Origin of the sequence: Flavobacterium hydrophilum (assembly GCF_003202405.1) — a bacterium.
Lineage (GTDB): Bacteria > Bacteroidota > Bacteroidia > Flavobacteriales > Flavobacteriaceae > Flavobacterium > Flavobacterium hydrophilum.
Map to the genome: position 1 here is coordinate 104243 of NZ_QJHL01000004.1, position 22238 is coordinate 126480.

A 22238-nucleotide genomic window follows, 5' to 3' on the forward strand; every position below is an offset into this window, starting at 1 on the left:
GCAACAGGAAAGAATTGTTTTTCTATTTGATTTGTTTATTTAAAAAAACGCTGCTCAAACAGTACACAGCAGGACACTTCCTTTTTGTAAATTCATTTAATTTAGAATCTTAAAAATGAAGGACAATGGAAAGAGTTTTTGCGGAGTATCTTATTGAAACTCCTTATGAGGTAGAACAGGCGGCAGCAGTTTTGGCGGGTGAGCAGTCATCGGGCACATTTGTGTCGGTGCCGGGTGAAACTGAAGAATTGAAAAAACGCTTTGCTGCACGTGTTGAAGATATTCAATTATTGGATGTGGCTGATGAACCATCCATACCGGGAGGAAGTATTCCGGGGAAAAAATACCAGAAAGCAAGAGTAAAAGTAAGCTGGTCGATAGAGAATTTTGGTTATAATCTGCCGGTTCTGATTAGCACTTTACAGGGAAACCTATACGAAATCACACAATTTACCGGTTTGAAACTAATGGATTTCGAAGTGCCGGATTCTTTCGCAACTCATTATAGCGGACCAAAATTCGGAATCAAAGGTTCTAAATTATCCTGCGGAGTGACCGACCGACCAATGATTGGTACAATTATAAAACCAAGCATCGGAATGAGCGTTGACGAAACCGCAACTTTGGTAAAATCGCTGATTGATGCCGGAATCGATTTTATCAAAGATGACGAATTGATGGGATCTGCGGCTAATTCGTTTTTTGATGATCGTGTAAAAGCGATTATGAAAGTCATTCGCGATAACGAACAAAAAACAGGTAAAAAAGTAATGTATGCCTTCAATATCAGTGATGAAATTGACGAAATGCAACGAAAATACGATTTGATTCAGCAGGAACAAGGAAGTTGTGCGATGGTCAGCATCAATAGTGTAGGACTTGCAGGAACAAAGAAAATCTGCGATCGTGGCGAACTTGTTATTCACGGTCACAGGAACGGCTGGGGAATGCTTAACCGTCATCCACTATTAGGAATTGAATTTCCGGCGTACCAAAAAATTCAGCGTCTGGCAGGAGTCGATCAATTACACGTCAACGGAATCCAGAATAAATTTTGGGAATCGGACGATTCGGTGGTGACTTCGATACAATCCTGTTTGAAACCCTTTTTAGGCGGATACGAAATATTACCGGTAGTCTCTTCGGGACAATGGGGCGGACAAGCCGTAGAAACCTACCGAAGAACCCAAACTACCGATTTGCTGTATATGGCAGGCGGTGGAATTTTGGCACACCCAATGGGACCAAAAGCCGGAGTAAACGCTTTACAGCAAGCCTGGACGGGAGCCGTTGATGGTTTGTCTGTAGAAGAAACTGCATTGAAATATCCTGAATTTGCCGAATCGGTAAAGAAATTTTCGAAATAATGAACCAGAAAGATAAATTGCTGTTGGCCTATTATGGCGACGATTTTACAGGTTCGACTGATGCCCTGGAATTTCTGACGCTGGCCGGAGTAAAAACGATACTCTTTCTTCAAAAACCAAATCAAAACGATATAGACCGTTTTCCGGGAATTCAGGCCATTGGTCTGGCCGGGAAAAGCAGGTCAATGTCTCCATCGGAAATGGAAACAGAACTTTATACTGCCTTTGAAAATCTGAAAAGTTTTGCCCCAAATCATTTTCATTATAAAGTCTGTTCCACTTTCGATTCAGCACCACATGTAGGGAACATCGGAAAAGCAATCGAAATAGGAAGCGAAGTTTTTAACCAAAATACCGTTTTGGTTTCGCCATCGGCACCCCATTTGGGAAGATTTTGTGTGTTCGGAAATCTTTTTGCCCGAATGGGAACTATCGGTAACGGCGAAATTTACCGTATTGACCGCCATCCCTCCATGAGCAAACATCCTGTTACACCAGCTTTGGAAGGTGATTTGACTTTGCATTTGGCAAAACAAACGGAGAAATCAATAAGTCTGGTCAATCTCACTACTATGGAAAAAGGAATTTCAGAAGTTCTCCAGGAAGTAGAAAACAATCAGACAGAAATTCTGTTTTTTGACGGTTTCAATCAGGAACATCTTAAAACAATTGGAGGTGTTTTTAACCAATTAGCTTCCGAAAAAACATTGTTTTCTGTAGGTTCATCCGGAATCGAAATGGCTTTGGGATTGGATTGGGCAGCACAAAAAATTATAGGAAAAGAAATAGTATTTGAATCCCCGGGAGAAGTTTCGGCCATATTAGTTTTATCCGGTAGCTGTTCGCCGGTAACTTCTGACCAAATTGAATATGCCCTGAAAAATGGATTTCAGGAAATTGCCTTAGAAAGCAAAGCAGTCGATAACCAATATCAAACTGAAATTATAGAGAACACAGTGGCTCAGATTATTGCCAATTTTAATATTGGAAAAAGCACAGTTTTACATACCAGTACAGGTTCAAATGATCCCCGTATTGCAGAAACTGAAGCATATTTTATGACTAAAGGTTTTTCAGCTAACGAGATTCAGAAACAATGCAGTACTCTTTACGGAAGTGTTTTGGGGCAAATAACAAATGGAGTACTAAAAGCAGTTCCGTTAAAAAGAATCCTTTTTGCTGGTGGTGATACGTCAAGCTACGCTGCATCTGAACTCAATATTTTAGCCCTCGAAATGATTGCACCAATAGCACCCGGAGCACCGCTTTGCAGGGCAGTTTCGGATAATGAATGGATTAATGGAATAGAAATGAATTTTAAAGGCGGCCAGGTAGGTACCGCAGATTATTTTATAAAAGTATTAAAAGGAGAGAAATTATGAGCGCAAAAACGTTAGGTTTTGTACACACATCGGCAACTTTGGTTCCGTTGTTTCAGCAGTTAAGCAATGAATTTTTAAATGGGGCAGAAACCTTCAATATAGTCGATGACAGCTTGATTAAAGATGTAATTAAAAAGGGGAAATTAATGCCCAACACTGCTGCGAGAGTAGTAAGTCACGTTAAGCTTGCTGAATCCGCAGGTGCAGATGTAATTTTGGTAACCTGTTCGTCTATTGGTGTAGCGATTGAAACTGCTGCGACTTTGAGTAACGTTCCGGTAATTCGTGTAGATCAGGCAATGGCGGATGAAGCAGTACAAATCAGCAATAAAATTGGTGTCATTGCAACTTTGCCAACTACATTACAACCAACAAGTGATTTGGTAAGAAGAAGAGCAGAATTTGCAGGCAAAAACGTCACAATTTCATCTAAATTATGCGAAGGCGCTTTTGAAGCCCTAATGAGTGGAGATGCTGAAAAACATGACGAAATGGTTGCAAAAGCCCTGAAAGATTTGATGAAAGAAGTGGATGTAATTGTTTTGGCACAAGCTTCAATGGCGCGTGTGGTTGATGGATTGAGTGCCGAAGAAAAACTAGTGCCTATTTTGGCAAGCCCGGCCATTGCCATGAAAAAACTGGCCGAACTTTATTTTTAAAAACACAAAAAACAGATTAATTTTACCACATAAGTTATATAAGAATCATTTAAGAGAAACGCATAAGTCAAAACTTATATTGACTTATATAACTTACAAGGTTTAAAAATCTGAATAAATAATATATTTAATAATTATTTGTATGCGTAAATATTTTCTTTGGCTTGCTCCTGTATTTTTTATTGCAGCCGCTTTAGGCTGGCTTCAGCAAATTGATATTCTATGGGAAATTGGATTGATTTTAGGTTTTTCAAGTATTGCTATTGGAGTTGGACATGTGAAAGTATTAAGCGGTTACCAATATACATTTTGGATTATCACTGCAGTTTGTGCCGGATTAATTTTTCCTGATTTTTTCCTGCATGTCGGAGGCTTTGATATGCGCAATAAATGGCTTATTCTGATTATCATTCAGATGGTAATGTTCGGAATGGGAACACAAATGAGTATCGAGGATTTTACCGGAATCCGAAAATCAGGCAGGGGAGTGCTTATAGGTCTTTTGGGGCATTTTACGATTATGCCGCTTGCCGGTTTTATCATTGCCAAAACTTTTGGTTTTGAACCGGAAATTGCCGCCGGAATTATCCTGATAGGTTCCTGCAGCAGCGGATTAGCTTCTAACGTAATGACCTATATTGCCAAAGGAAATCTGGTTTTGTCCGTTACCGTTACAGCAATGTCAACTTTAGCAGCGCCAATTATGACGCCGTTTTTGATGAAAATATTTGCCGGGACTCTCGTTGAGGTGCATTTTTTCAATATGATGATGGAAATTATCAAAATTGTTCTAGTGCCTTTAGCAGCAGCTATGATTCATGATATATTAAAAAATTATGGAGAAACAGCAAAAAAAAGAATTTATCTTTTGACAATCATTTCGGTAATTTGGTTGGGAGCAGTTGTTTTCTTTGCGGGTTCTTTTTCGGTTCCGGAAGACAGTACAGCAGCTCATGTACTGGAAATTATTAATTTCACATGTGGGGCATTTATCGTGGGTGTATTGTATCATTGGCTGTACAAAGCTTATCCGAAAATTGATGCGATTATGCCTTATTTCTCCATGTTCGGAATCATTTATTTTACTTTGGTGACCACTGCAGCAGGAAGAGATAATTTAATTCAGATAGGTTTCTTATTATTCCTGGCTTCAGTATTGCACAACGGAGCAGGCTATTTCTTTGGTTATTGGCTCAGCAGATTAAGCGGTCTCGACAAAAAAAGCAGTCAGACAATCGCTTTCGAAGTCGGTCTTCAAAACGGAGGAATGGCTTCAGGACTGGCAGGTGCTATGGGCAAGTTGGCAACAGTAGGCCTGGCTTCTGCGGTATTCAGTCCCTGGATGAATGTCTCGGGTTCTTTACTAGCCAATTACTGGCGAAAAATAGGCAATCCCGAAGAAGAAAATACTTCTGATACACATTAGAAAATCACAACTCCATTTTGCCAATGGAGTTTTTTTATGAAATTCCGTTTTATAATTTGGGCAATGCTTGTCCCGATACCTATCTGGAGGCTGTCCCTTATGCAAATTGGTTTTCAGTAGAAAATTTGGTTGAACTAAGTGTTTAGAATTTGTAATAAAAATAATGCTATATTCGTAAAGAAATATATTGATGCAGGTAGATTTAAGAAGATAAGTTTGTTAATACATACGCAACTAAATACTTTGATTTCCATCTATATAGATGAACTATAAATCAAAAAATTATGAAAACCAAAATTTACCTTATTGCATTGGTATTAATTAGCAGTTTAATATCTTCCTGTTCATCAGACGATGAATTAAACTATCAGAATGATTTCGAAAAAAGCGAGAAAGCCTGGCTGGATTTTAAGGAATCTTCCAGTAATTCTTATAAATATACTGTATCCGAAGGTAGTGTTTTTCTGGATTATGGTTGGGAGACTACAATAACGGTATCAAACGGAAAAATAATTCAGCGACATTTTAAATATACCGGAAATACTGAAAATATTCCTGATAACGTACCATTAGAATGGACTGAAGAAGAAAATCAAATAAACAGTCACGAAAATTCACCTGCAGCAGCAGCTTTAACATTAGATCAAATCTATAACAAAGCAGAAAAGGAATGGCTGATTAAAAGGAAAGACGCTACAGTATATTTTGAAGCAAAAAACAATGGATTAATATCGTCATGTGGTTATGTTCCTAAAGGATGCATGGACGATTGTTTTTTCGGCATCAGAATAAAAAGTGTAAATCCGTATCTAAATGAAAGATAAAAATGAAAAATAAGCACCTTCTTTGGCTACAGGTTCTTCTTTTGACGTTTTATAAGTAAAGTGACTCTAATGATTTATCAAAAACCAGAATGTTGATGGGATTGAAAGGAGATGAAATCGGTAAGATATTATTGTAATTCAAATCAAAAATATGAAGAAAAGAAAGAGAATATATTACTCAGCAGGATTAATCAGTATCATACTGCTTCCTGTTTTGTGCTTAATTCATATCAAAAATAGTAAGCCATTTAGAAATAGCTATTCAATGAATTTTCAAAATTGGGACGGACAAGAAAATTCAGAATTCTTTAAAAACAATATGTCTTTTTTAAACACTAAAAAATTTACGACTGTTTCCCTAACGGGGAACAATAATTTGGATAGTATTAAATTGAAAGAAGCTCAAAAAAACATTAAAGAATTAGTGAAATCAAAAGATTCAGTTGCAGGAATTAAATTTCACTTTGGGCAAAAATCAAAGTATTGGGCTTATATTAGAGTTTTGGATATTTTGTATGTTCAGCAATGTTATACTTTTTTTGTATATAAAGATGATATATGGGTTACAAATCCAAAACCAAGAAAAATAGACAAAAATGCAGAACCGATGCAAATTTTTGTCTGCGGTTCTGGGGGTTATGATTCTGAATTTGAAGAAGATAAATGGGGTCTTATATGGCAAAAAACAATAGAAATTGGTAAGAAATATTACTTGTCCATTATATGCTATATCCTTATGTTATTTTTTACTTTTAGAAGAATTGTAAATGAACATATACATCTGGATAATATAAAATAATTAAATAGTGATTTATTAAAAACTAAATAATTAAACAATTAAAATGAAAAAAATGAGTATCGCCCTATTGGGTGTTTTAACAGTAATTTTAGTTGGCTGCAGCGGATCAGATACCTATCGCGGTTCATGGAAAGCTACAGATGCCAAAGGTGAAAAATTTGAATTGTTCTTTAATGCAAAAGATTTCACTGTTAGAAACAGCTCCGGAAAAAAAGAAAAATTTGAGTATAGTCAGAATTCTGTACAAATTGAAAACGCTGTATCAACTTACGGAATTCAATTGGCAGATGGAAGAGGATACCAAATTAACTTCCCTAAATCAGATGATGAAAGTATGGGGCTGATTAAAGATGAAAATGGAACTCCTTTATACGTAATCAGTAGAAAAGCGTATCTGAAATATGAAGATATTTTTAAATTGAATTAATATATTTTGCACAACTGTTTTTCTCTGAAAATAAAGACCCCAAATCAACATTCTAAATATGAAATACGCATTAAGATTATTGCTGTTTATGATTTTATTGACTAACTGTGCCACAAAGCAACCTGTAAAAAAGGATGCTGTGATACAAATTCATAATAAATTTGATGATAATGAGGTTAGCTGGTTTAAAAACAAAGGAACCGGCAGTATTAAAGGAAATGCAAAGTTTAAAAACAAAAGCGGAGAACTGCGTTTTGGAGAAGAATTCAGAATAGAACTGATGCCTTATTCCCTTTATACAGAAGAACGTTTAGGTAAAATATATGATAACAAAAATTCAGGATTTGTTTATTTGGAGGGTATTCCTAAATTCATTCCTGATCCTGAAGGCTATCACGAAACGATAAAAACATTCTGCAATAAACAGGGTGATTTTGAATTTCATAACCTTCCACCCGGTAAGTATTACATCATTGCTTTTATGTTTTGGGAAAAGCAAAATATAAAAACTGAAGGAGGATTAATGAAACAGATTGTACTTTCAGAAAGTGAATCTGAGGTTGTTAAAATGAAGAATTTTTAGAATCTCCATAAAGATTCATGATAGAATAAAATGAATTTAAGAAGAGAAAAAACGGAAAGGTATTTGTTTTTTTAATCTTTTATGCAAGCTCAAAAATTTGAGTATTGAAAAGTTGATAGTGCTGGGATGTTTGTAAATAGTTGGTTGTGAGTATTTTGAATTTGTTTTTTTTGTAACTTGTTTCGTGTTTAACCTATAATCAAAAAAATCATGAAAAAATCTAACTTATTTATCTATGGGATTGTATTATTAGCAGTATTAATGATTTCATGTCACAAAGGGCGTAACAAATTAATAAATTCATGGAAAATTACTGCTGTAGAGGCAAAAATGCCACTTTCGGATTCTGCAAAAACTGCAATTCTAACTAACGGAATGCTAACCTTTACAAAAGATGGTTACGTAACAGGTTTTCTCCAGAGTGAAATAACTAATGGTACTTATGTTTTAACAAAAGGAGGGAAGAGTCTGGTCATTAAGGATGAAACAGGAACTCCATACCCTTGTGAAAGTACCATAACAGAAGATAAGTTGATATTGGATAGTAAAGAAATGAAAATAACACTGGATAAAATATGAGTAGTCTCAAATGAAATTTTGAGCTAAAGAACTCCATTTTTAATGGAGTTTTTTTTGATCTGTCTTCCTGTAAAAAAACCTCCCAAAGCAGCCAACTTTGGGAGGTTTTGTAATTATATTAAATAGTATTAGAATGTAAAATATTTCTCTGTTTCAGGAAAAACTTAATCCCATTGATTGCTTTTTGAAACAGCAATATTACCAGCTCCTGTGAAAAATAAAGTCAGTGCACCAAAGAAATAAAGACCAAGCAGTTCAACAGCCCATCCTCCGTGTTCTCCCATAGAAAATATTTCAGAGCTATGAGCCATTAAAACAGCAACCAAACAATTGAAAGCATATATAGCAGCTGCTATTCTGGTTCTGAAACCAATCAATATTGCTATAGGAGCAAGTATCTCGCCTACTAATACACCATACGCTATAAAATCAGGAATGCCTTTTTCAGCAAGCATCCCTTTAATGAATTCTAAACTTCCGCCAAATTTAGAAATACCATGCAGGAACATTAAAACGCTAACTGTGATACGAAGTATCAATAGTCCTAAATCGTTGTTTTTTCTCATATACTTTTAATTATTTAGATGTTAATAGTCTCAAATATATTGAAATTGTTCAATTGATCTTATCGTGAATATAAAAACATATAAACAAGTTGTTCGGGTAGTTTGGGTTTCTGTTCGAATCAAATAATAGGTTTTAAAATTCTTTGAGAAAACTATTTTAGAAGTATTTAAAGAAATTAACTTTCATATAATCTCAGTTTTAACAAAATAGGATGCAATTAGGGATTAACATATCAAACTATGGTATTGAAAATAGATTTACTATTATTATTTTTGTATACTAAATCTATAGGATATAAGAAGTATGTTGAATGAAATATCATTTATAAAAAAGCCAGTATTATTATTTTTGCTTTTATTTACAATTCAGTTAAGTTCACAAGAAATAGATAGTTTATCTCAGCATTTCCTGATGAATGTAGAAATAAGACCAAGAGTCGAATATACTTCAAATTACATTCTTCCTCCCAACGATTCGCAAGATTCATATTTTTATATTACACAGAGAAATAGAATTTCTACGCAATACGCAAGAGAAAAATGGGTTGTCAAATCAGATCTGCAGGAAATTCATCTTTGGGATCAAAATGACAAGGTATCCAGTGTAGGAAGTATTAATTTTTATCAGTTATTTTTTGAAACTAAGTTTAAATCAATCAATGTGCGGTTGGGAAGACAAAGTATTTTATTGGATAATGGCAGATTGTTCTCTGATGCTCCCTGGGCACAACAAGGAAGAGCTCATGAAGGATTACGAATAATGAAATCTTCTAAAAATTTTTCTAACGATTTTTTCTTTTTGTTTACCCGAAAATACAATACCGAGTTTGAATCAGCTTATTCTCCCGTAGCATCCAATAAATACAAATATCTGCTGATAAATAATTTTAGTTACACTACTAATAATGGATTTTCATTCAATTCAATGAATGTTGTAGATTTTTTAGAGAATACAAATTCCGGACAATTAAATACCCGTGCAACGACAGGAGGCAGAGTAGAGTTTAAAAAGAAACAATGGTATTATACTTTAAATTCCTATCTTCAGTTTGGACGTAATGCTAAAAGTCAAAGCTTATTGGCTTACTATTTTCAGCCCGAAATTAAATTCTCTTTAGAGAAATCTACCTGGCGTTTAGGTGCTGAAATAATTAGCGGAAGCAGACCTGGATTATCAGGCAATAACTCCGGAGACTTTGATGTTTTGTACGGAGTTACGTGGAAATTCAATGGTAATATGAATATGTTTACAAGATTTCCAAATGATGTTAATGGAAAAGGCCTAATAAATCCTTATCTGTTTACTACATTTCCTTTAAATCCTAAGTTATCCCTTCGGTCTGATTTTCATCTTTTTTATACTCAATATCCTCTTCTAAACAATTCAGGCCAGGAAATGACAAAGTTTCTCGGATTCGAAAATGATCTTTCTTTGAAATATATCCCCGTTAAAGAACTTGAAATAAATTATGCATTTTCTTTTTATACATCAGCCAATACGATGAAGTATCTGCCAAAGGTATTGGATGAAAACAAGCTTTCTGTTTGGAGCTACCTTATGATTTCGTATACTTTTAATGCTGTAAATTCAAAGTATTACAAAAACTAATTATTTTGATGATATGAAGTACTTTCCTAATGGTTAATTTCAAGTTTATATCCTTTACTGCGTATCACAACAATGTTGATATTTGGATCTGATTCCAGTTTTTTTCTAAGTTTGGATATAAACATATCCAGGCTACGGCCTACCACAACTCCTTCGTCTTCCCATATTTCTTTTTGCAGTCGGCTTCTCTCTATGGTTTTGTTGGGAGATAATGCAAAAATGAGCAATACACGGGTTTCTGTTCCGGTCAGTTCTATTGTTTTTTCATTTATGATGAGCTTCCGATTCTTCGCATCGAACAACACCGAACCCAAAGTGTACATAGCGGTGTTTTGATTTTCAGGCAAAGTTTTTTGTGGCTTAACAGGTCTCAAAAAAATAAATCCAATTAATGCTAAAAATGACAGGCTGCCCAGAATATGTCCATTTTGTGCTGTATTTATTCCTGTTGATTTGAATTTAATATTAATCATGTAACATGCTCTTGGTTGCTTTCTTCCTATGCAGGTTACAATGTCATCTTTTTTATTTTTAGAGATAGCGTATCCATAGGCTACACCTGAGTTATCACAGTTCAGAACATTAACAATATAATCATCGGCGAGTGGATCTTTAGCCAACAAACGCTGAGTTATATTAACGAGCGAGGCAGGTTGAAAAGTGAGGTCATTCTCAAACCTGATCTGGTATTCATTTTCGGCGATTATTTTTACCGGGAGCACCCTTGATGTACTGTCGCCTGATTGTAAAAGTAGTTCATGTCCAATCATGCGAAGCAAAACTTCCCTTCTTGCAAAAACAAAGTCATCACTATCAGTCATACTGAAAGCCGCACAGATTACACATACAAACGAGAGTAATAGTAATCGGAACAGGTACTTGCGTTTTCCTGAGAAGAGGTTTTGACTAAGATGCATAGTGTCAAGTTTTTATTTACAAAGTTTACATTTTTATTTACAATTCTAATCTCTCAAGCCGAAAAATATCAAACTAATTTTGCTTCATAAACTTTAAAAAGAAACAAAACTATGTTATTAATTAAACCTTCAAAAGTATGAAAAAAATCATTTATGCGCTGATCTTACCGCTGGTTGTGGTAAGCGGACTATTATTTACATTCGCTCTTTTCGCAAATGGCTCGGATATTAATCGTGAAATTAAAAATGAAACTTCTAAAAAGTCAATTCAAAAAAACCTCTCTGCTGCTGAAAGGAAAGCGGCATTGAAAAAATGGGAGGCTACCCCTGACGGTATAATGTATAAAAAATGGGAAGCATCTCCTGCTGGTAAAAAAGTGTATGCAAGTGAAGATAAAATAAGGAAATCCATCAGAGATTACACCAATATGGAGGGAGTTGTAACCTCTCTTTCTCTTCCGTCAGGTTCACGATTAGGTTTCGGAGTGATAGTAAGAATTAATGGTGATGATTACATACTTAGTTTTGCTTCAGTAAAGTCGGATAATTATTTTTTAAACTTTAACAAAGAAGCTCAGCAATTGCTTAGCCTGAAAGTTAACGATAAAATAATTATAAGAAGTCATAGCGTATCGCATGCGCCTAAATATGCATATCCAATACTATCAGGCGACTATGTAGAACGCGACAGTAAAATAATTTATAAACGTGCGCCTCGCAAAGGTGGTTGCTAAGCAGATAAATCATCTAAATCAATTACTTTTTAATCAATATAATTTTTATAATATGAACAACAAGCTATCTATCACTTACTTAATTTTAATTATTACACCTATCGTCTTTAGTTGTCGTGGCCCTGTAAAAGAAGAAAATAAAAACAACACATTGGCAAGCTCCTTATCAGTAGATGCAGCAAATGAAAAATACGTTATAGATATCAAAGAAAGTGTTGTGACATGGAAAGGGTCTAATCTACTGGGTTCAAATAATCACACAGGATATGTCTATATATCAAAAGGAGAACTGATAATTAAAAACGGCAATCTTATGGGAGGTACAGCCGAAGTGGACATGAATACTATTGAAGATGAAAAACACGGGAGAAATAATGGACTTGTTGATCATTTAAAAGAGCCTGATTTTTTTGATGTTAAAAAATTTCCCTCTTCAACAATCGTACTTTCTAAAGCTGCGCCAATAAACAGCGAGAATAGGAAAGTTGCAGGCAACCTGACTATTAAAGGGATCACTCAGCCAGTTACTTTTCCAGCCAAAATGGAGATTAAAGATGGAATTGCCAAACTGAATGGCAGACTGGTCATTGACCGGACAAAATGGGATATCCGTTATAAATCAGGAAAATTCTATGATCTTTTGGCTGATCAGACTATATCGGATTCTATAGAATTCTATATAAAGATTGTAGCAAAAAGATAAATCTGAATTGATTTGTCAAGTTTCAAAAAATCTTATAAAAAACTTCTTAAGAAATTAAGGAGTTTTTGGTAGGCTGTGTGGATTTGCAATCGAACACTTAATCCCTGATTTTGACATTTTTTGAAGCTGTAAAATGAGTTATTTAATTAAGAAATGGTAATATGAAATATTTTTATTTTTCGTTAAGCAATGGTATTATATTATTTTCATCCAGTGAGTAACTATCATTTTCGAGATATAATTTTTGAAAAGCTAATAAATCGTTTAGAGTGTCTTCAAGCATCCGGTACATTTTTCTGAAAAAATCTTCTCTGCTAAATCCTGGATTGAAAATCATTGTCATCTTCACAATTCCATCAGAATTATTGTTATACCCGTGAACTGAAAATCTAGGTATGTGGATTACACTTCCTGTTTCCGCTGTCACTTCTCCAGTTGCTGTAAGGACAGTCAAAATTCCTTCACGGACTATGAATGTTTCGTCCATTTCTTTGTGGTAATGCAATTTCGGACCTCTTGTATTTGCTTCCATTTCAATTTCATATAAGCCAAGTTGATTATTGGTTAAAGTGGTCGGAATAATTACTTTTAATTTATTTCCGTGGCTTTGAAACTGCTCATTTTTATGTGATGGAACGATGACTGAGTCGTCATTCCATTCTTTTAAAAGTAGATATTTCATGGTTTTAGTTTTGTGGAATATCTTCAACCAAAATTTCATTTCCTGCCTTGTCGAAATAGGTACAAGTCATTTTATCCATACAGATTTCCCATTTTTCGATGCCAAAACCTGCACACATTTTAATGAAAGTTAAGAAATCTGTTTTGCCCTGCTGATGAGAAATCAACTCGGCTTTAAATTCATCAGTTTTTGAAGTGTAGGCTATTACTAACGGTTCATACTTTGCAGGCACTTTTGCTATATAATCGTTTGAACCGTGATAATCAATATGTCCATCGGCTACATAAGCTTCATAGTGAGTAACGCCTAATAACTTAATTTCCTTGATGTATGACGGAAAGTCTGCACCTGATTTTACTTTACGATGAGCTGTTTTGATTTGTTCTACTGTAAACATTTTTTCTTGTTTTTTAATTGTTAAACGATTTTTTGAATTACACGCAATCATAATGCTCAAACTTGATAGTATGATTGTCGGTTTCAAAATTGATTTTATCATTGTCTTTACATTAAGATTGCAATGCAAAGATGAGATGATAAAAAAAACTGTAATTGTAAAAAATCGTTTCCCTACAAGAAGCGTTTGAAATTTTCAGGAGTGTCTCCTGTAAATTGTTTGAAGTCTTTGATGAAATGAGCCTGATCAAAGAAATTGTTTTCGTAGCAGATTTCAGTCAACGTTTTAGTTTTGTTCAAATTATCAAGAACTGTATTGAAACGAACAATTGAAGCAAATTTTTTAGCAGTAGTCCCTACCACTTTTCTAAATCGCTTTTCAAACGGACTCTGACTGATAAATAGCTTATCGCTTAATTCTTTAATACGGATAGTTCCATTACTTTGATAAATAAGCTTAACAGCTTCAACAATCAATTTATCTGTTTCCAGGTCTTTAAGTTGCGATATTAAAAACTGCTCAACTACCTTAATTCGATTTTTATCGGAAGTAGCAGTTACTATTTTTTCTTCAACTTCCGCAACGCTATTTTTGTCAAAAACAGCATCAAGTGAAAGGCTTAAATTAAAGAGTTCATTGGCAGGATGTGAGGCAAAATGAGCAAAGCCAATTTCAGTAAAGTAAACCAAGATTGTTCCGATGTCTGCCGAACTTTTAAAGATTTTATAACCGTCGGTAATTCCGGTAATTCCTGCTGTAGCCAGTTTGCATTTGGTATTATCTTTTAGGGTTTCAAGCTGACCTCTGTACTGAAAACCAAGAACCATTCCCGATGAAGGAAAAACTTTATATTCATTTTCCAATTCGTTCTCCGACACTACAAAATATTTAATGTAGGGCCTTAATTGTTCAGTTGGAAAATGCTTTTCAAATTTCATTGTTTGTCTTTTATCTCTGTAAAGTTTTACAATAGTAAAATAAAAAAAGAATACTATGAATAATGTTTTTGAAAAAAAACTTTAAAATCAAATGACTTTGGAGGTTGCTAAATTTTTGTGGCTATCAGGAATTACAATCGAACACTCAATTATAATTCTGACGTTTTTCTTGTCTGAGAGATACAAAAAACTAAACTGTATAAAAAATAGGATTAGTTTTTCTACATCTTAATTTTAATCTAAACGTTTTAAAATGAGCAATCGTAAACGTTCTTCATGCTCCTCTCCCCAATTCCCAATAGCTGAAATTACAGGAATTAGTGTTTTTCCAAAATCTGTCAGGCTATATTCGACTTTAGGAGGCACTACAGGGTAAATAATTTTTGAGACAAGTTCATGTTCTTCTAACTCCTTCAGCTGAATATTTAAAACCCTGCGTGAAGCATCCGGTATTTTACGCTGCAATTCACTTGGCCTTTTATGGCCATCATTAATAAACCAAAGCAAACGTATCTTCCATTTGCCGTAAAGTACTTCACCTATTAGGTCAAGCCCGCAGTTTAAGTTAGGTATTGTTTTTCTTTCATACATATTACAAAAGTAATCCTATGTTCCTATATATACAATAGGGGAATAATTTATCCCTATATGAATCGTAACTCCTTACTTGTGAGTAAGTAACATACTTCCGAGATTTGTACTATAGAAATTTAAAATACAACATAGGATGGATTATCAAAATGAATTATCAGGGAAGATTGCCTTAGTAACAGGAGGTACAAAAGGAGCAGGAAAGGCAATTGCAGAAAGATTGCTGCAAGCGGGTGCAGCGGTAATTATTACCGCAAGAAATGCACCAGAAAAAGAAAATAACAAGCTGCATTTCATTCCTTCGGATTTAAGTAAGAAAGAAGGAGTACAAAAAGTAGTCAGCGAAGTGCTATCGGTTTATGGAAGACTGGACATTCTTGTGAACAACCTCGGTTCCTCAACAACACCCGCTGGTGGCTTTAGCGTATTAACCGATGAAGATTGGGAATCAACCCTACAGGCTAATTTGCTTGCTCCTGTTCGACTAGACAGAGGATTTTTGCCACAAATGATAGATCAAAAAAGTGGTGTCATTATTCATATTGCCTCAATCCAGGGCAAATTGCCTTTGTATGATTCTACTTTGCCTTATGCCGCTGCAAAAGCAGGATTAAGAAATTATAGTAAAAGTTTATCGAATGAAGTTACGCCTAAAGGTATTCGTGTGCTGACTGTTTCACCGGGATGGATAAATACAACGGCATCCAAAGCGTGGTTGGGTGAGATTGCAAGAAACGCAAATAGTACTGTAGAAGAAGCTCAACAAAGTGTTATGGATGCGTTGGGTGGAATACCTTATGGCAGGCCTGCCGAATCGGAAGAAGTAGCTGAATTAATTGGTTTCCTTGTTTCACCAAGAGCTAGTTATTTAACAGGAACAGAATTTATAATCGATGGTGGTACAGTGCCCACAATTTAATAATCTTTAAGAATAAAAATGAACTTACCAAAAGTAATAATTGACCTGATAAAAGCGCAAAACGAATTCGACAGTGTTGCCTATGCTAATTGTTTTTCAGAAACTGGAGTAATGCTTGATGAAGGTAAGACCCATAAAGGAAGGGTTGAAATCCAACATATGATAGACGAGGCAAATAAAAAGTACCAATCAGTGATGAATCCTCTTGAATATACTGAAAATGATACGAAGAGTATCTTATCAGCAACGTGTTCGGGTACATTTCCAGGAAGCCCGATAACATTAAAATTTCATTTTGATATTATTGATGGACAAATTCAACATTTAAAAGTAACAGATTAAAAAATAAAAGAGAGTGTGACTGTTTACTGTAAATTATTAAATGACAAAGCCATTGGAATCCAATGGCTTTATTGTCTTTTGTGGGCGATGAGGGGTTCGAACCCCCGACCCCCTCGGTGTAAACGAGGTGCTCTGAACCAGCTGAGCTAATCGCCCTTTCGGGTTGCAATGTCTTGCGTTATTGCGAGTGCAAATATACGTTAGTTTTTCAGTTCTCCAAAGAAATTGCTTTAAAAATTCAAATAATTTGCACTAAAACTTATATTTTGCTGGAATTGAATTTGTTATAAAAGTGTTTTTTTGAACTTTTTTACCCTAATTTGATTCTGGCTTATCCTAAAGGCAATTCTGCAACCACAAAAGTACTTCCGCCTACATAAATAAAATCATTTTCACAGGCATTTTTCCTGGCTGCTGCAAAAGCATCTTTCACAGAATCGTATTTTTCGCCAAATAAATCCTGATTTTTCGCCGCTTCTTTGAGAATTTCAGTAGCCAAACCTCTGGATGAATCCGGTCTGCAGAAATAATAAATTGCCTTTTTTGGGAAAAGAGGTAAAATCGAATCCAGGTCTTTGTCGTTTACAACGCCCAAAACAATATGCAGATTCTCAAAAGTTTCTTTCCGGATCTGATTCATGACAACTGTCAGGCCATGTTTGTTGTGTGCCGTGTCGCAAATAATTTTAGGGTTTTCACCCAATTGCTGCCATCTTCCCTGCAAACCTGTGTTTTTGAAAACTTGTAATAAACCTTTTTTTAAATTTTCATCAGAAACTTTAAATTTGTTTTGAGCATTTAAAACTGCAATGGTCTCCTGAACTGTTTTTTTATTATGAAACTGATAATCGCCAATTAAATCAGAAGGAAAAACTTCAGCAATCAAATCGGATGCAAAATAAATCGGAGCCTTTTTTTCTTCGGCTTTAGCCAAAAAAACTGACTGTGTTTCCGGAGTATATTCGCCAATGACAACGGGAACATTCGGTTTAATAATGCCTGCTTTTTCTCCCGCAATAGCTTCCAGTGTGTTTCCTAAAAACTGTGTATGGTCCAAACCAATATTTGTAATTACTGAAATTAAAGGCGTGATAATATTTGTAGCGTCTAATCTTCCGCCTAAACCAACTTCAATGATAGCAATATCAACTTTCTCAGAAGCAAAATAATCAAAAGCCAGACCCACTGACATTTCGAAAAAACTCAAATCATTGGCTTCAAAAAAATCTTTGTGTTTGGCAATAAAATCGATAACAAATTCTTCTGAAATTTCTACGCCGCTAATTTTTATTCTTTCCCTGAAATCTTTCAAATGTGGCGAAGTGTACAATCCAACCTTATATCCGGATTCCTGTAAAACAGAAGCCAGCATATGCGAAGTTGATCCTTTTCCGTTAGTTCCGGCCACATGAATGCATTTTAACCTGTTTTGAGGATTATCAAGATGCGCCGCCAATAATTTAATGTTGGTTAAGTCTTCTTTGTAGGCAGAAGCGCCCAGAAGCTGATACATCGGCAATTGATTAAACATCCAGTTTGTTGTTTCCTGATAGTTCATTTTTGAATAAAAATAGGGGTTAATTGAAATAATTTTCGATTTTATTAGTTTAATAATAGAGTGAAAATTATCTTTATTGCAAATTTCAAATATTTTTTAGAATTAATTATTATAAACCAGAATTAATATATGTTTAGCTTCATTCAATTACAAACTGATACCATCGCAAATGCCGCATCTAACGTAGTTATCGAACAAGTTGCACCCAATACAGAAATCTCAGTTTTAGGATTTATCTTAAAAGGAGGTTTTTTCTTAATACCAATTGCCATTTTATTATTTTATACCATTTATGTTATCATTGAACGCTATTTGTATATCACAAGAGCATCAAAAATAGACAATCGTTTAATGCAGGATGTGGGAGACAAACTGCACTCCGGAAATATAGAACTGGCCAGATCTATTGTAGAAAGAAGCAATACGTCTGCCGGAAATATTTTAAAAGAAGGCGTTTTGGTTATCGGGCGTCCGATTGCTGAAATCGAATCGAATATGGATCGTGCCGCCGATATTGAAATTGGCGAAATGGAAAGCCGTTTAGGGCATCTTGGACTTATTGCAGGTATCGCACCAACGCTTGGATTCGTCGGTACTATTTCTGGTGTAATTAAGATTTTCTACAGCATTTCGGTAACAGAGAATATTAGTATCGGAAACATTTCCGGTGGATTGTACGAAAAAATGATCAGTAGTGGGGCAGGACTTATTGTGGGGATTATTGCCTACAGTGCGTACCATATTCTGAATGGTAAAATTGACGATTTTGCCTTGAAAATCCAGAAACAAATATTAGAATTTGTCAATATAATTCAAAGAGCATAAGCCATGTCAATCAAGAGAAAAAGAAGATTTCATGCTGAGGTGGCGACATCGTCGTTAAGTGATATTATGTTTTTCCTGCTGTTGTTTTTCCTGATTATTTCAACGCTTGCAAATCCGAATGTTATTAAAATGACTTTGCCAAAAGCAAAATCCAATGAAAAAACGAATAAACAATTAATCAGTTTATCTGTTACTGAGGATAAAAAGTTCTATATCGACAAACAGCCGGTAGAGTTCGAAGAATTAGAAACCAGTCTGATGTCAAAAATAGGAGACGATAAAGAACAGACAGTTGTAGTTCGTATTCCTTTTAATCTTCAGGTTCAGGATCTGGTAGATGTATTACAGATAGGAGTAAAGAATAATTTAAAATTTGTAATTGCGACGAGTCCAAAGTAAATAATAATTTGGGCGTGACCACAATAAAAAAATGGGCTAATCAGCAGTGTGTTGATTGGCCCATTTTTTTATTCCGGTCGGGCTATTTCCGCTACTTCGGTAGCCAGCTGCAAACGAAGTTCACTGAACTCCGATGAAAATAAAGATTAAGTGAAGTAATCCCTCACGCGAGAAAAGAGAGTATGGAAGAAAGAAAAAAGAGCACAGAGGAAGAACATAGATTAAAGAAATAGTAACCATAAAGTATGTCATTTCGACGTAAGGAGAAATCACACAAGAAACTCCACAAAGAAATGTCGATAATCTTTGGCGATCAGCTAGTGTGATTTCTCCTCCGTCGAAATGACAAAAAAATGTAATAAAAAAGGCTTTCTAATCATTTTCAGAAAGCCCTTTTTATGTGATTGATTAATCTGTGTTAATCCGTGAAATTTGTGTTTTCTAATTCAAACTAAAATTATAAATAATCTTGCCCACTTGTTTGGCAGGAGCATTACTGTCAGCATCCCATTTGGTATTCATTGCCGCAATTTTTGCCTGATCTAATAAACATCTGGCTAAGTTGGTTGTTCCTTTTATTCCAGGCGTTGCACTGATTGTTTTTCCACTTTGGTCAACAGTAACTTCAACAACTACTTTTCCGGCCTCATCACAAGTATATTTGGGTGCCGGTTTAGAAAGTGCTTTACGGTTTCCAAGTGAATAACCTGATCCACCGCCTGTACCTCCTCCGCTTCCTGCTCCGTAACCGCTTCCGGTACCAATTCCATTTCCGGTTCCGTTGCCACCACCGGTTCCTCCTCCAGAACCTCCACTTCCGTAATAACCTCCGGAACTTAGGCTTCCATTTGCTTTTCCTTTATTTCCGGCTACTTTATCATCGCCGTCTCCTCCTTTGTTTGAACCTTTTAAAATGCTCGATAACGCATCATTGGTAGAATTAGAAACTTTAGGTTTTTCAGGAACAGGTTTTGTAACCGGTTTTTCTACCGGAGTAGGTTTTTTAGGTTTTTCTTTTGTTGGAATAACAACATCGTTATCTGCGGCTGTGTTTTCCTGAGTAATGATTGCTTCTTCTTCAGGAGTTGCTTTTGAAGGAGCTTGTTTTACATTGTTTTTTACATCCAGAACTTCGCTTTTATAATTGGCTCCAGATCCTAAATCGCTGTCTCCAAAATTCACCGTTACGCCACCGCCACCGCCGCCTTCTGCAAGTGCAACATTGTTTTCAGGATTATAAGGAGGCCAGAAACGTATAAAAAACAGTAATAGCAGTAACACTGCGTATATCGCTGTGGAGATTAATAATGATTTCTTTTTGTCAGAAGAAATTGCAGCGTCTGCTTTGTTGGGATTAATTTTATAAGGGTTCATTTTCATTGAACTATTTTCAATTCTGAATTTTGTATGCTATTAAATAAAAACGTTTAAAAGTACTAAAAATTGTTTAGAATTAAAGGGATAATTTAACCGCAAGATGCACAAAGGTTTATCTAAGGAGCGCTAACTTATTTCTCGCAAAGTCGCGAAGTAGCAAAGTTTTTCTTTTTAAGTTTTTATTTGCGACTCTGCGTCTTTGCGAGATTAAATACAAACGGCTTTGCAAACTCTGCGGTTAAGTTTTATAAACAAAAAAACGGACCAAAGATTATTTAGCCCGTTTAGAAATGATGTATAAAAAATTACACTAACTGTTTCAGCGCAATCTCAAAAGCAGTTGCACTAATATTTGTTTTTGACGGATTTAAAGCATGGGCTTTTATAATCGCATTTTTGATGATTTCTGAAGTATCATTAAAGATCGCTTCATCAGTCATTTGAACTTTTTTCTCCATAAAATAAGCAAAAACTCTCGCCATTCCGCAATTCGAAATAAAATCAGGAATCAGACTTACTTTATGGTCAACTTCTTCCATAATCGATCCGAAGAAAATTTCTTTATCCGCAAAAGGAACATTCGCTCCGCATGAAATAACTTCTAATCCATTAGCGATTAAGCTGTCAATCTGAGTTTGAGTAACTAATCGTGAAGCAGCGCAAGGAGTAAATATTTCGGCACCAATGGTCCATATTTTTGAGTTGATTTCTTCAAACGGAATCATATTCTCTGCGACTAATTTGTTTCCGTCCTTGTTTAAGAATAGTGTTCTGATTTCTTCAAAAGTAAAACCGTCTTCTTTAATCAAACCTCCGTCACGATCAATAATTCCGATTACTTTGGCACCCATTTCTGCCAGATAAAAAGCAGCAGCAGAACCAACATTTCCAAATCCCTGAACTATTGCTTTTTTACCTTTTATATCGCCGCCATAAGTCGTGTAAAAATGGCGGACAGCTTCAGCGACACCAAAACCGGTAATCATATCTGCTACGGTATATTTTCTAGTTACATCAGGTGAGAATTTTGGATTTTCTATAACTTTTATAACACCTTGTCGTAATTGTCCAATTCTATTAATTTTATCAGCTTCTGTTGGTTTAAAATGACCGTTAAAAACACCTTCCTGAGGATGCCAGACACCGCATTCTTCGGTCATAGGGATTACTTCATGAATTTCATCAACATTTAGATCTCCGCCTGTACCGTAATAACTTTTCAATAATGGGGAAACGGCTTTGTACCAGCGTTGCAAAACGCCTTTTTTTCGAGGGTCGTTAGGGTCAAAATTAATTCCGGACTTAGCGCCTCCAATTGCAGGACCCGAAACAGAGAATTTAACTTCCATTGTTTTGGCCAGGGATAAAACTTCATTCATGTCAAGGCCTTTTCTCATTCTGGTGCCTCCACCTGCGGCTCCTCCACGAAGTGAATTAATCACAGTCCAGCCTTCGGCTTCTGTTTCAGAATCCTTCCAGTTAAAAACAATTTCAGGTTCCTTATTTTCAAATTGCTGCAATAAATCTTTCATTTTGTTGAAATATGTTTAGTTTGTGTAAAAGTATGAAATAGAATAATGCGAATAATGTATTTTGCTCCAATTTTATTTAATCAAAAAAAGAAAGCCGAAAACA

At 35.2% G+C, this 22238-nt stretch carries 25 protein-coding genes and 1 tRNA gene; 16 read left to right on the forward strand and 10 right to left on the reverse strand.

Annotated features, from left to right (window positions below; all coding sequences use genetic code 11):
- Nucleotides 1-125 precede the first annotated feature (125 nt).
- The 9 genes from DMB68_RS15875 (at nt 126) to DMB68_RS15915 (ending at nt 8046) form a co-directional block, all read left to right on the forward strand.
- Entirely contained in the window at nt 126-1367 is a 1242-nt protein-coding gene (locus tag DMB68_RS15875; protein ID WP_110347651.1) for a ribulose-bisphosphate carboxylase large subunit family protein, read from the forward strand.
- Nucleotides 1367-2749 (forward strand): four-carbon acid sugar kinase family protein, encoded by a 1383-nt coding sequence (locus tag DMB68_RS15880; RefSeq protein ID WP_110347652.1) that lies wholly within the window; start codon nt 1367-1369, stop codon nt 2747-2749. Before DMB68_RS15875 ends, DMB68_RS15880 begins: the two co-directional genes overlap by 1 nt.
- A complete protein-coding gene (locus DMB68_RS15885; RefSeq protein ID WP_110347653.1) occupies nt 2746-3408 on the forward strand; it encodes an aspartate/glutamate racemase family protein in 663 nt (220 codons plus the stop codon). Before DMB68_RS15880 ends, DMB68_RS15885 begins: the two co-directional genes overlap by 4 nt.
- Before the next feature lie 142 nt (nt 3409-3550).
- Nucleotides 3551-4834 carry a bile acid:sodium symporter family protein gene (locus DMB68_RS15890; RefSeq protein ID WP_231131662.1) on the forward strand — a complete coding sequence of 428 codons (1284 nt, stop codon included), beginning with the start codon at nt 3551-3553 and terminating at the stop codon, nt 4832-4834.
- A gap of 284 nt (nt 4835-5118) precedes the next feature.
- A complete protein-coding gene (locus DMB68_RS15895) occupies nt 5119-5658 on the forward strand; it encodes a hypothetical protein (protein ID WP_110347655.1) in 540 nt (179 codons plus the stop codon).
- Between the two features lie 151 nt (nt 5659-5809).
- Nucleotides 5810-6457: a DUF4249 domain-containing protein gene (locus DMB68_RS15900; protein ID WP_124019444.1), complete on the forward strand. Its 648-nt coding sequence runs from the start codon at nt 5810-5812 to the stop codon at nt 6455-6457.
- A 52-nt stretch (nt 6458-6509) separates the two neighbouring features.
- On the forward strand, nt 6510-6884 hold the full coding sequence (locus DMB68_RS15905; RefSeq protein WP_124019445.1) for a hypothetical protein: 375 nt from the start codon (nt 6510-6512) through the stop codon (nt 6882-6884).
- 58 nt (nt 6885-6942) lie between these two features.
- Nucleotides 6943-7467 (forward strand): hypothetical protein, encoded by a 525-nt coding sequence (locus DMB68_RS15910; protein ID WP_110347658.1) that lies wholly within the window; start codon nt 6943-6945, stop codon nt 7465-7467.
- Between the two features lie 210 nt (nt 7468-7677).
- Entirely contained in the window at nt 7678-8046 is a 369-nt protein-coding gene (locus DMB68_RS15915) for a hypothetical protein (protein WP_110347659.1), read from the forward strand.
- 164 nt (nt 8047-8210) lie between these two features.
- Here DMB68_RS15915 and DMB68_RS15920 read toward each other — a convergent pair whose 3' ends face one another.
- Complete coding sequence (locus DMB68_RS15920) at nt 8211-8612, reverse strand: DoxX family protein (RefSeq protein ID WP_110347660.1); 402 nt, start codon at nt 8610-8612, stop codon at nt 8211-8213.
- Nucleotides 8613-8916: 304 nt separating this feature from the next.
- On the opposite strand from DMB68_RS15920, the gene DMB68_RS15925 reads away from it, so the two are divergent.
- Nucleotides 8917-10221 (forward strand): hypothetical protein, encoded by a 1305-nt coding sequence (locus tag DMB68_RS15925; protein WP_110347661.1) that lies wholly within the window; start codon nt 8917-8919, stop codon nt 10219-10221.
- A gap of 26 nt (nt 10222-10247) precedes the next feature.
- On the opposite strand, the gene DMB68_RS15930 is transcribed toward DMB68_RS15925, so the two are convergent.
- Nucleotides 10248-11042 (reverse strand): winged helix-turn-helix domain-containing protein, encoded by a 795-nt coding sequence (locus DMB68_RS15930; protein WP_231131663.1) that lies wholly within the window; start codon nt 11040-11042, stop codon nt 10248-10250.
- 233 nt (nt 11043-11275) lie between these two features.
- On the opposite strand from DMB68_RS15930, the gene DMB68_RS15935 reads away from it, so the two are divergent.
- Nucleotides 11276-11872, forward strand: a complete 597-nt coding sequence (locus tag DMB68_RS15935; RefSeq protein WP_110347663.1) for a hypothetical protein — start codon at nt 11276-11278, stop codon at nt 11870-11872.
- A 52-nt stretch (nt 11873-11924) separates the two neighbouring features.
- The gene (locus DMB68_RS15940; protein ID WP_110347664.1) at nt 11925-12575 is read left to right on the forward strand and encodes a YceI family protein; all 651 of its coding nucleotides are present in this window, start codon (nt 11925-11927) and stop codon (nt 12573-12575) included.
- Nucleotides 12576-12747: 172 nt separating this feature from the next.
- Here DMB68_RS15940 and DMB68_RS15945 read toward each other — a convergent pair whose 3' ends face one another.
- From DMB68_RS15945 to DMB68_RS15960, 4 genes are all read right to left on the reverse strand, one after another.
- Nucleotides 12748-13257 (reverse strand): cupin domain-containing protein, encoded by a 510-nt coding sequence (locus DMB68_RS15945; RefSeq protein ID WP_165830153.1) that lies wholly within the window; start codon nt 13255-13257, stop codon nt 12748-12750.
- 4 nt (nt 13258-13261) lie between these two features.
- Nucleotides 13262-13654, reverse strand: a complete 393-nt coding sequence (locus tag DMB68_RS15950; RefSeq protein WP_110348038.1) for a DUF1398 domain-containing protein — start codon at nt 13652-13654, stop codon at nt 13262-13264.
- Nucleotides 13655-13827: 173 nt separating this feature from the next.
- Complete coding sequence (locus DMB68_RS15955; RefSeq protein ID WP_110347666.1) at nt 13828-14592, reverse strand: helix-turn-helix domain-containing protein; 765 nt, start codon at nt 14590-14592, stop codon at nt 13828-13830.
- Nucleotides 14593-14826: 234 nt separating this feature from the next.
- A complete protein-coding gene (locus DMB68_RS15960) occupies nt 14827-15183 on the reverse strand; it encodes a winged helix-turn-helix transcriptional regulator (RefSeq protein ID WP_110347667.1) in 357 nt (118 codons plus the stop codon).
- Nucleotides 15184-15319: 136 nt separating this feature from the next.
- Here DMB68_RS15960 and DMB68_RS15965 point away from each other — a divergent pair, with 136 nt between their 5' ends.
- Both DMB68_RS15965 and DMB68_RS15970 read left to right on the forward strand, forming a co-directional pair.
- On the forward strand, nt 15320-16102 hold the full coding sequence (locus DMB68_RS15965; protein WP_110347668.1) for an SDR family oxidoreductase: 783 nt from the start codon (nt 15320-15322) through the stop codon (nt 16100-16102).
- Nucleotides 16103-16120: 18 nt separating this feature from the next.
- The gene (locus DMB68_RS15970) at nt 16121-16444 is read left to right on the forward strand and encodes a nuclear transport factor 2 family protein (RefSeq protein WP_110347669.1); all 324 of its coding nucleotides are present in this window, start codon (nt 16121-16123) and stop codon (nt 16442-16444) included.
- Nucleotides 16445-16525: 81 nt separating this feature from the next.
- Here the strand turns inward: DMB68_RS15970 and DMB68_RS15975 are convergent.
- Nucleotides 16526-16600: transfer RNA gene (locus tag DMB68_RS15975), tRNA-Val, on the reverse strand.
- A gap of 175 nt (nt 16601-16775) precedes the next feature.
- Complete coding sequence (locus DMB68_RS15980) at nt 16776-18002, reverse strand: bifunctional folylpolyglutamate synthase/dihydrofolate synthase (protein WP_110347670.1); 1227 nt, start codon at nt 18000-18002, stop codon at nt 16776-16778.
- A gap of 129 nt (nt 18003-18131) precedes the next feature.
- Here DMB68_RS15980 and DMB68_RS15985 point away from each other — a divergent pair, with 129 nt between their 5' ends.
- Both DMB68_RS15985 and DMB68_RS15990 read left to right on the forward strand, forming a co-directional pair.
- Nucleotides 18132-18827 carry a MotA/TolQ/ExbB proton channel family protein gene (locus DMB68_RS15985; protein WP_110347671.1) on the forward strand — a complete coding sequence of 232 codons (696 nt, stop codon included), beginning with the start codon at nt 18132-18134 and terminating at the stop codon, nt 18825-18827.
- Between the two features lie 3 nt (nt 18828-18830).
- Entirely contained in the window at nt 18831-19226 is a 396-nt protein-coding gene (locus DMB68_RS15990; RefSeq protein ID WP_110305515.1) for an ExbD/TolR family protein, read from the forward strand.
- Nucleotides 19227-19667: 441 nt separating this feature from the next.
- Here DMB68_RS15990 and DMB68_RS15995 read toward each other — a convergent pair whose 3' ends face one another.
- Nucleotides 19668-20600, reverse strand: a complete 933-nt coding sequence (locus DMB68_RS15995) for an energy transducer TonB (RefSeq protein ID WP_110348039.1) — start codon at nt 20598-20600, stop codon at nt 19668-19670.
- Between the two features lie 308 nt (nt 20601-20908).
- Entirely contained in the window at nt 20909-22135 is a 1227-nt protein-coding gene (locus DMB68_RS16000; protein ID WP_110347672.1) for a Glu/Leu/Phe/Val dehydrogenase dimerization domain-containing protein, read from the reverse strand.
- Between the last annotated feature and the right edge of the window lie 103 nt (nt 22136-22238).

Excerpts from the sequence above, each read along its gene's own strand:
- DMB68_RS15875 (WP_110347651.1), top strand. The coding sequence starts at position 126 with ATGGAAAGAGTTTTTGCGGAGTATCTTATTGAAACTCCTTATGAGGTA.
- DMB68_RS15880 (WP_110347652.1), top strand. The coding sequence starts at position 1,367 with ATGAACCAGAAAGATAAATTGCTGTTGGCCTATTATGGCGACGATTTT.
- DMB68_RS15885 (WP_110347653.1), top strand. The coding sequence starts at position 2,746 with ATGAGCGCAAAAACGTTAGGTTTTGTACACACATCGGCAACTTTGGTT.
- DMB68_RS15890 (WP_231131662.1), top strand. The coding sequence starts at position 3,551 with ATGCGTAAATATTTTCTTTGGCTTGCTCCTGTATTTTTTATTGCAGCC.
- DMB68_RS15895 (WP_110347655.1), top strand. The coding sequence starts at position 5,119 with ATGAAAACCAAAATTTACCTTATTGCATTGGTATTAATTAGCAGTTTA.
- DMB68_RS15900 (WP_124019444.1), top strand. The coding sequence starts at position 5,810 with ATGAAGAAAAGAAAGAGAATATATTACTCAGCAGGATTAATCAGTATC.
- DMB68_RS15905 (WP_124019445.1), top strand. The coding sequence starts at position 6,510 with ATGAGTATCGCCCTATTGGGTGTTTTAACAGTAATTTTAGTTGGCTGC.
- DMB68_RS15910 (WP_110347658.1), top strand. The coding sequence starts at position 6,943 with ATGAAATACGCATTAAGATTATTGCTGTTTATGATTTTATTGACTAAC.
- DMB68_RS15915 (WP_110347659.1), top strand. The coding sequence starts at position 7,678 with ATGAAAAAATCTAACTTATTTATCTATGGGATTGTATTATTAGCAGTA.
- DMB68_RS15920 (WP_110347660.1), bottom strand. The coding sequence starts at position 8,612 with ATGAGAAAAAACAACGATTTAGGACTATTGATACTTCGTATCACAGTT.
- DMB68_RS15925 (WP_110347661.1), top strand. The coding sequence starts at position 8,917 with ATGTTGAATGAAATATCATTTATAAAAAAGCCAGTATTATTATTTTTG.
- DMB68_RS15930 (WP_231131663.1), bottom strand. The coding sequence starts at position 11,042 with ATGACTGATAGTGATGACTTTGTTTTTGCAAGAAGGGAAGTTTTGCTT.
- DMB68_RS15935 (WP_110347663.1), top strand. The coding sequence starts at position 11,276 with ATGAAAAAAATCATTTATGCGCTGATCTTACCGCTGGTTGTGGTAAGC.
- DMB68_RS15940 (WP_110347664.1), top strand. The coding sequence starts at position 11,925 with ATGAACAACAAGCTATCTATCACTTACTTAATTTTAATTATTACACCT.
- DMB68_RS15945 (WP_165830153.1), bottom strand. The coding sequence starts at position 13,257 with ATGAAATATCTACTTTTAAAAGAATGGAATGACGACTCAGTCATCGTT.
- DMB68_RS15950 (WP_110348038.1), bottom strand. The coding sequence starts at position 13,654 with ATGTTTACAGTAGAACAAATCAAAACAGCTCATCGTAAAGTAAAATCA.
- DMB68_RS15955 (WP_110347666.1), bottom strand. The coding sequence starts at position 14,592 with ATGAAATTTGAAAAGCATTTTCCAACTGAACAATTAAGGCCCTACATT.
- DMB68_RS15960 (WP_110347667.1), bottom strand. The coding sequence starts at position 15,183 with ATGTATGAAAGAAAAACAATACCTAACTTAAACTGCGGGCTTGACCTA.
- DMB68_RS15965 (WP_110347668.1), top strand. The coding sequence starts at position 15,320 with ATGGATTATCAAAATGAATTATCAGGGAAGATTGCCTTAGTAACAGGA.
- DMB68_RS15970 (WP_110347669.1), top strand. The coding sequence starts at position 16,121 with ATGAACTTACCAAAAGTAATAATTGACCTGATAAAAGCGCAAAACGAA.
- DMB68_RS15980 (WP_110347670.1), bottom strand. The coding sequence starts at position 18,002 with ATGAACTATCAGGAAACAACAAACTGGATGTTTAATCAATTGCCGATG.
- DMB68_RS15985 (WP_110347671.1), top strand. The coding sequence starts at position 18,132 with ATGTTTAGCTTCATTCAATTACAAACTGATACCATCGCAAATGCCGCA.
- DMB68_RS15990 (WP_110305515.1), top strand. The coding sequence starts at position 18,831 with ATGTCAATCAAGAGAAAAAGAAGATTTCATGCTGAGGTGGCGACATCG.
- DMB68_RS15995 (WP_110348039.1), bottom strand. The coding sequence starts at position 20,600 with ATGAACCCTTATAAAATTAATCCCAACAAAGCAGACGCTGCAATTTCT.
- DMB68_RS16000 (WP_110347672.1), bottom strand. The coding sequence starts at position 22,135 with ATGAAAGATTTATTGCAGCAATTTGAAAATAAGGAACCTGAAATTGTT.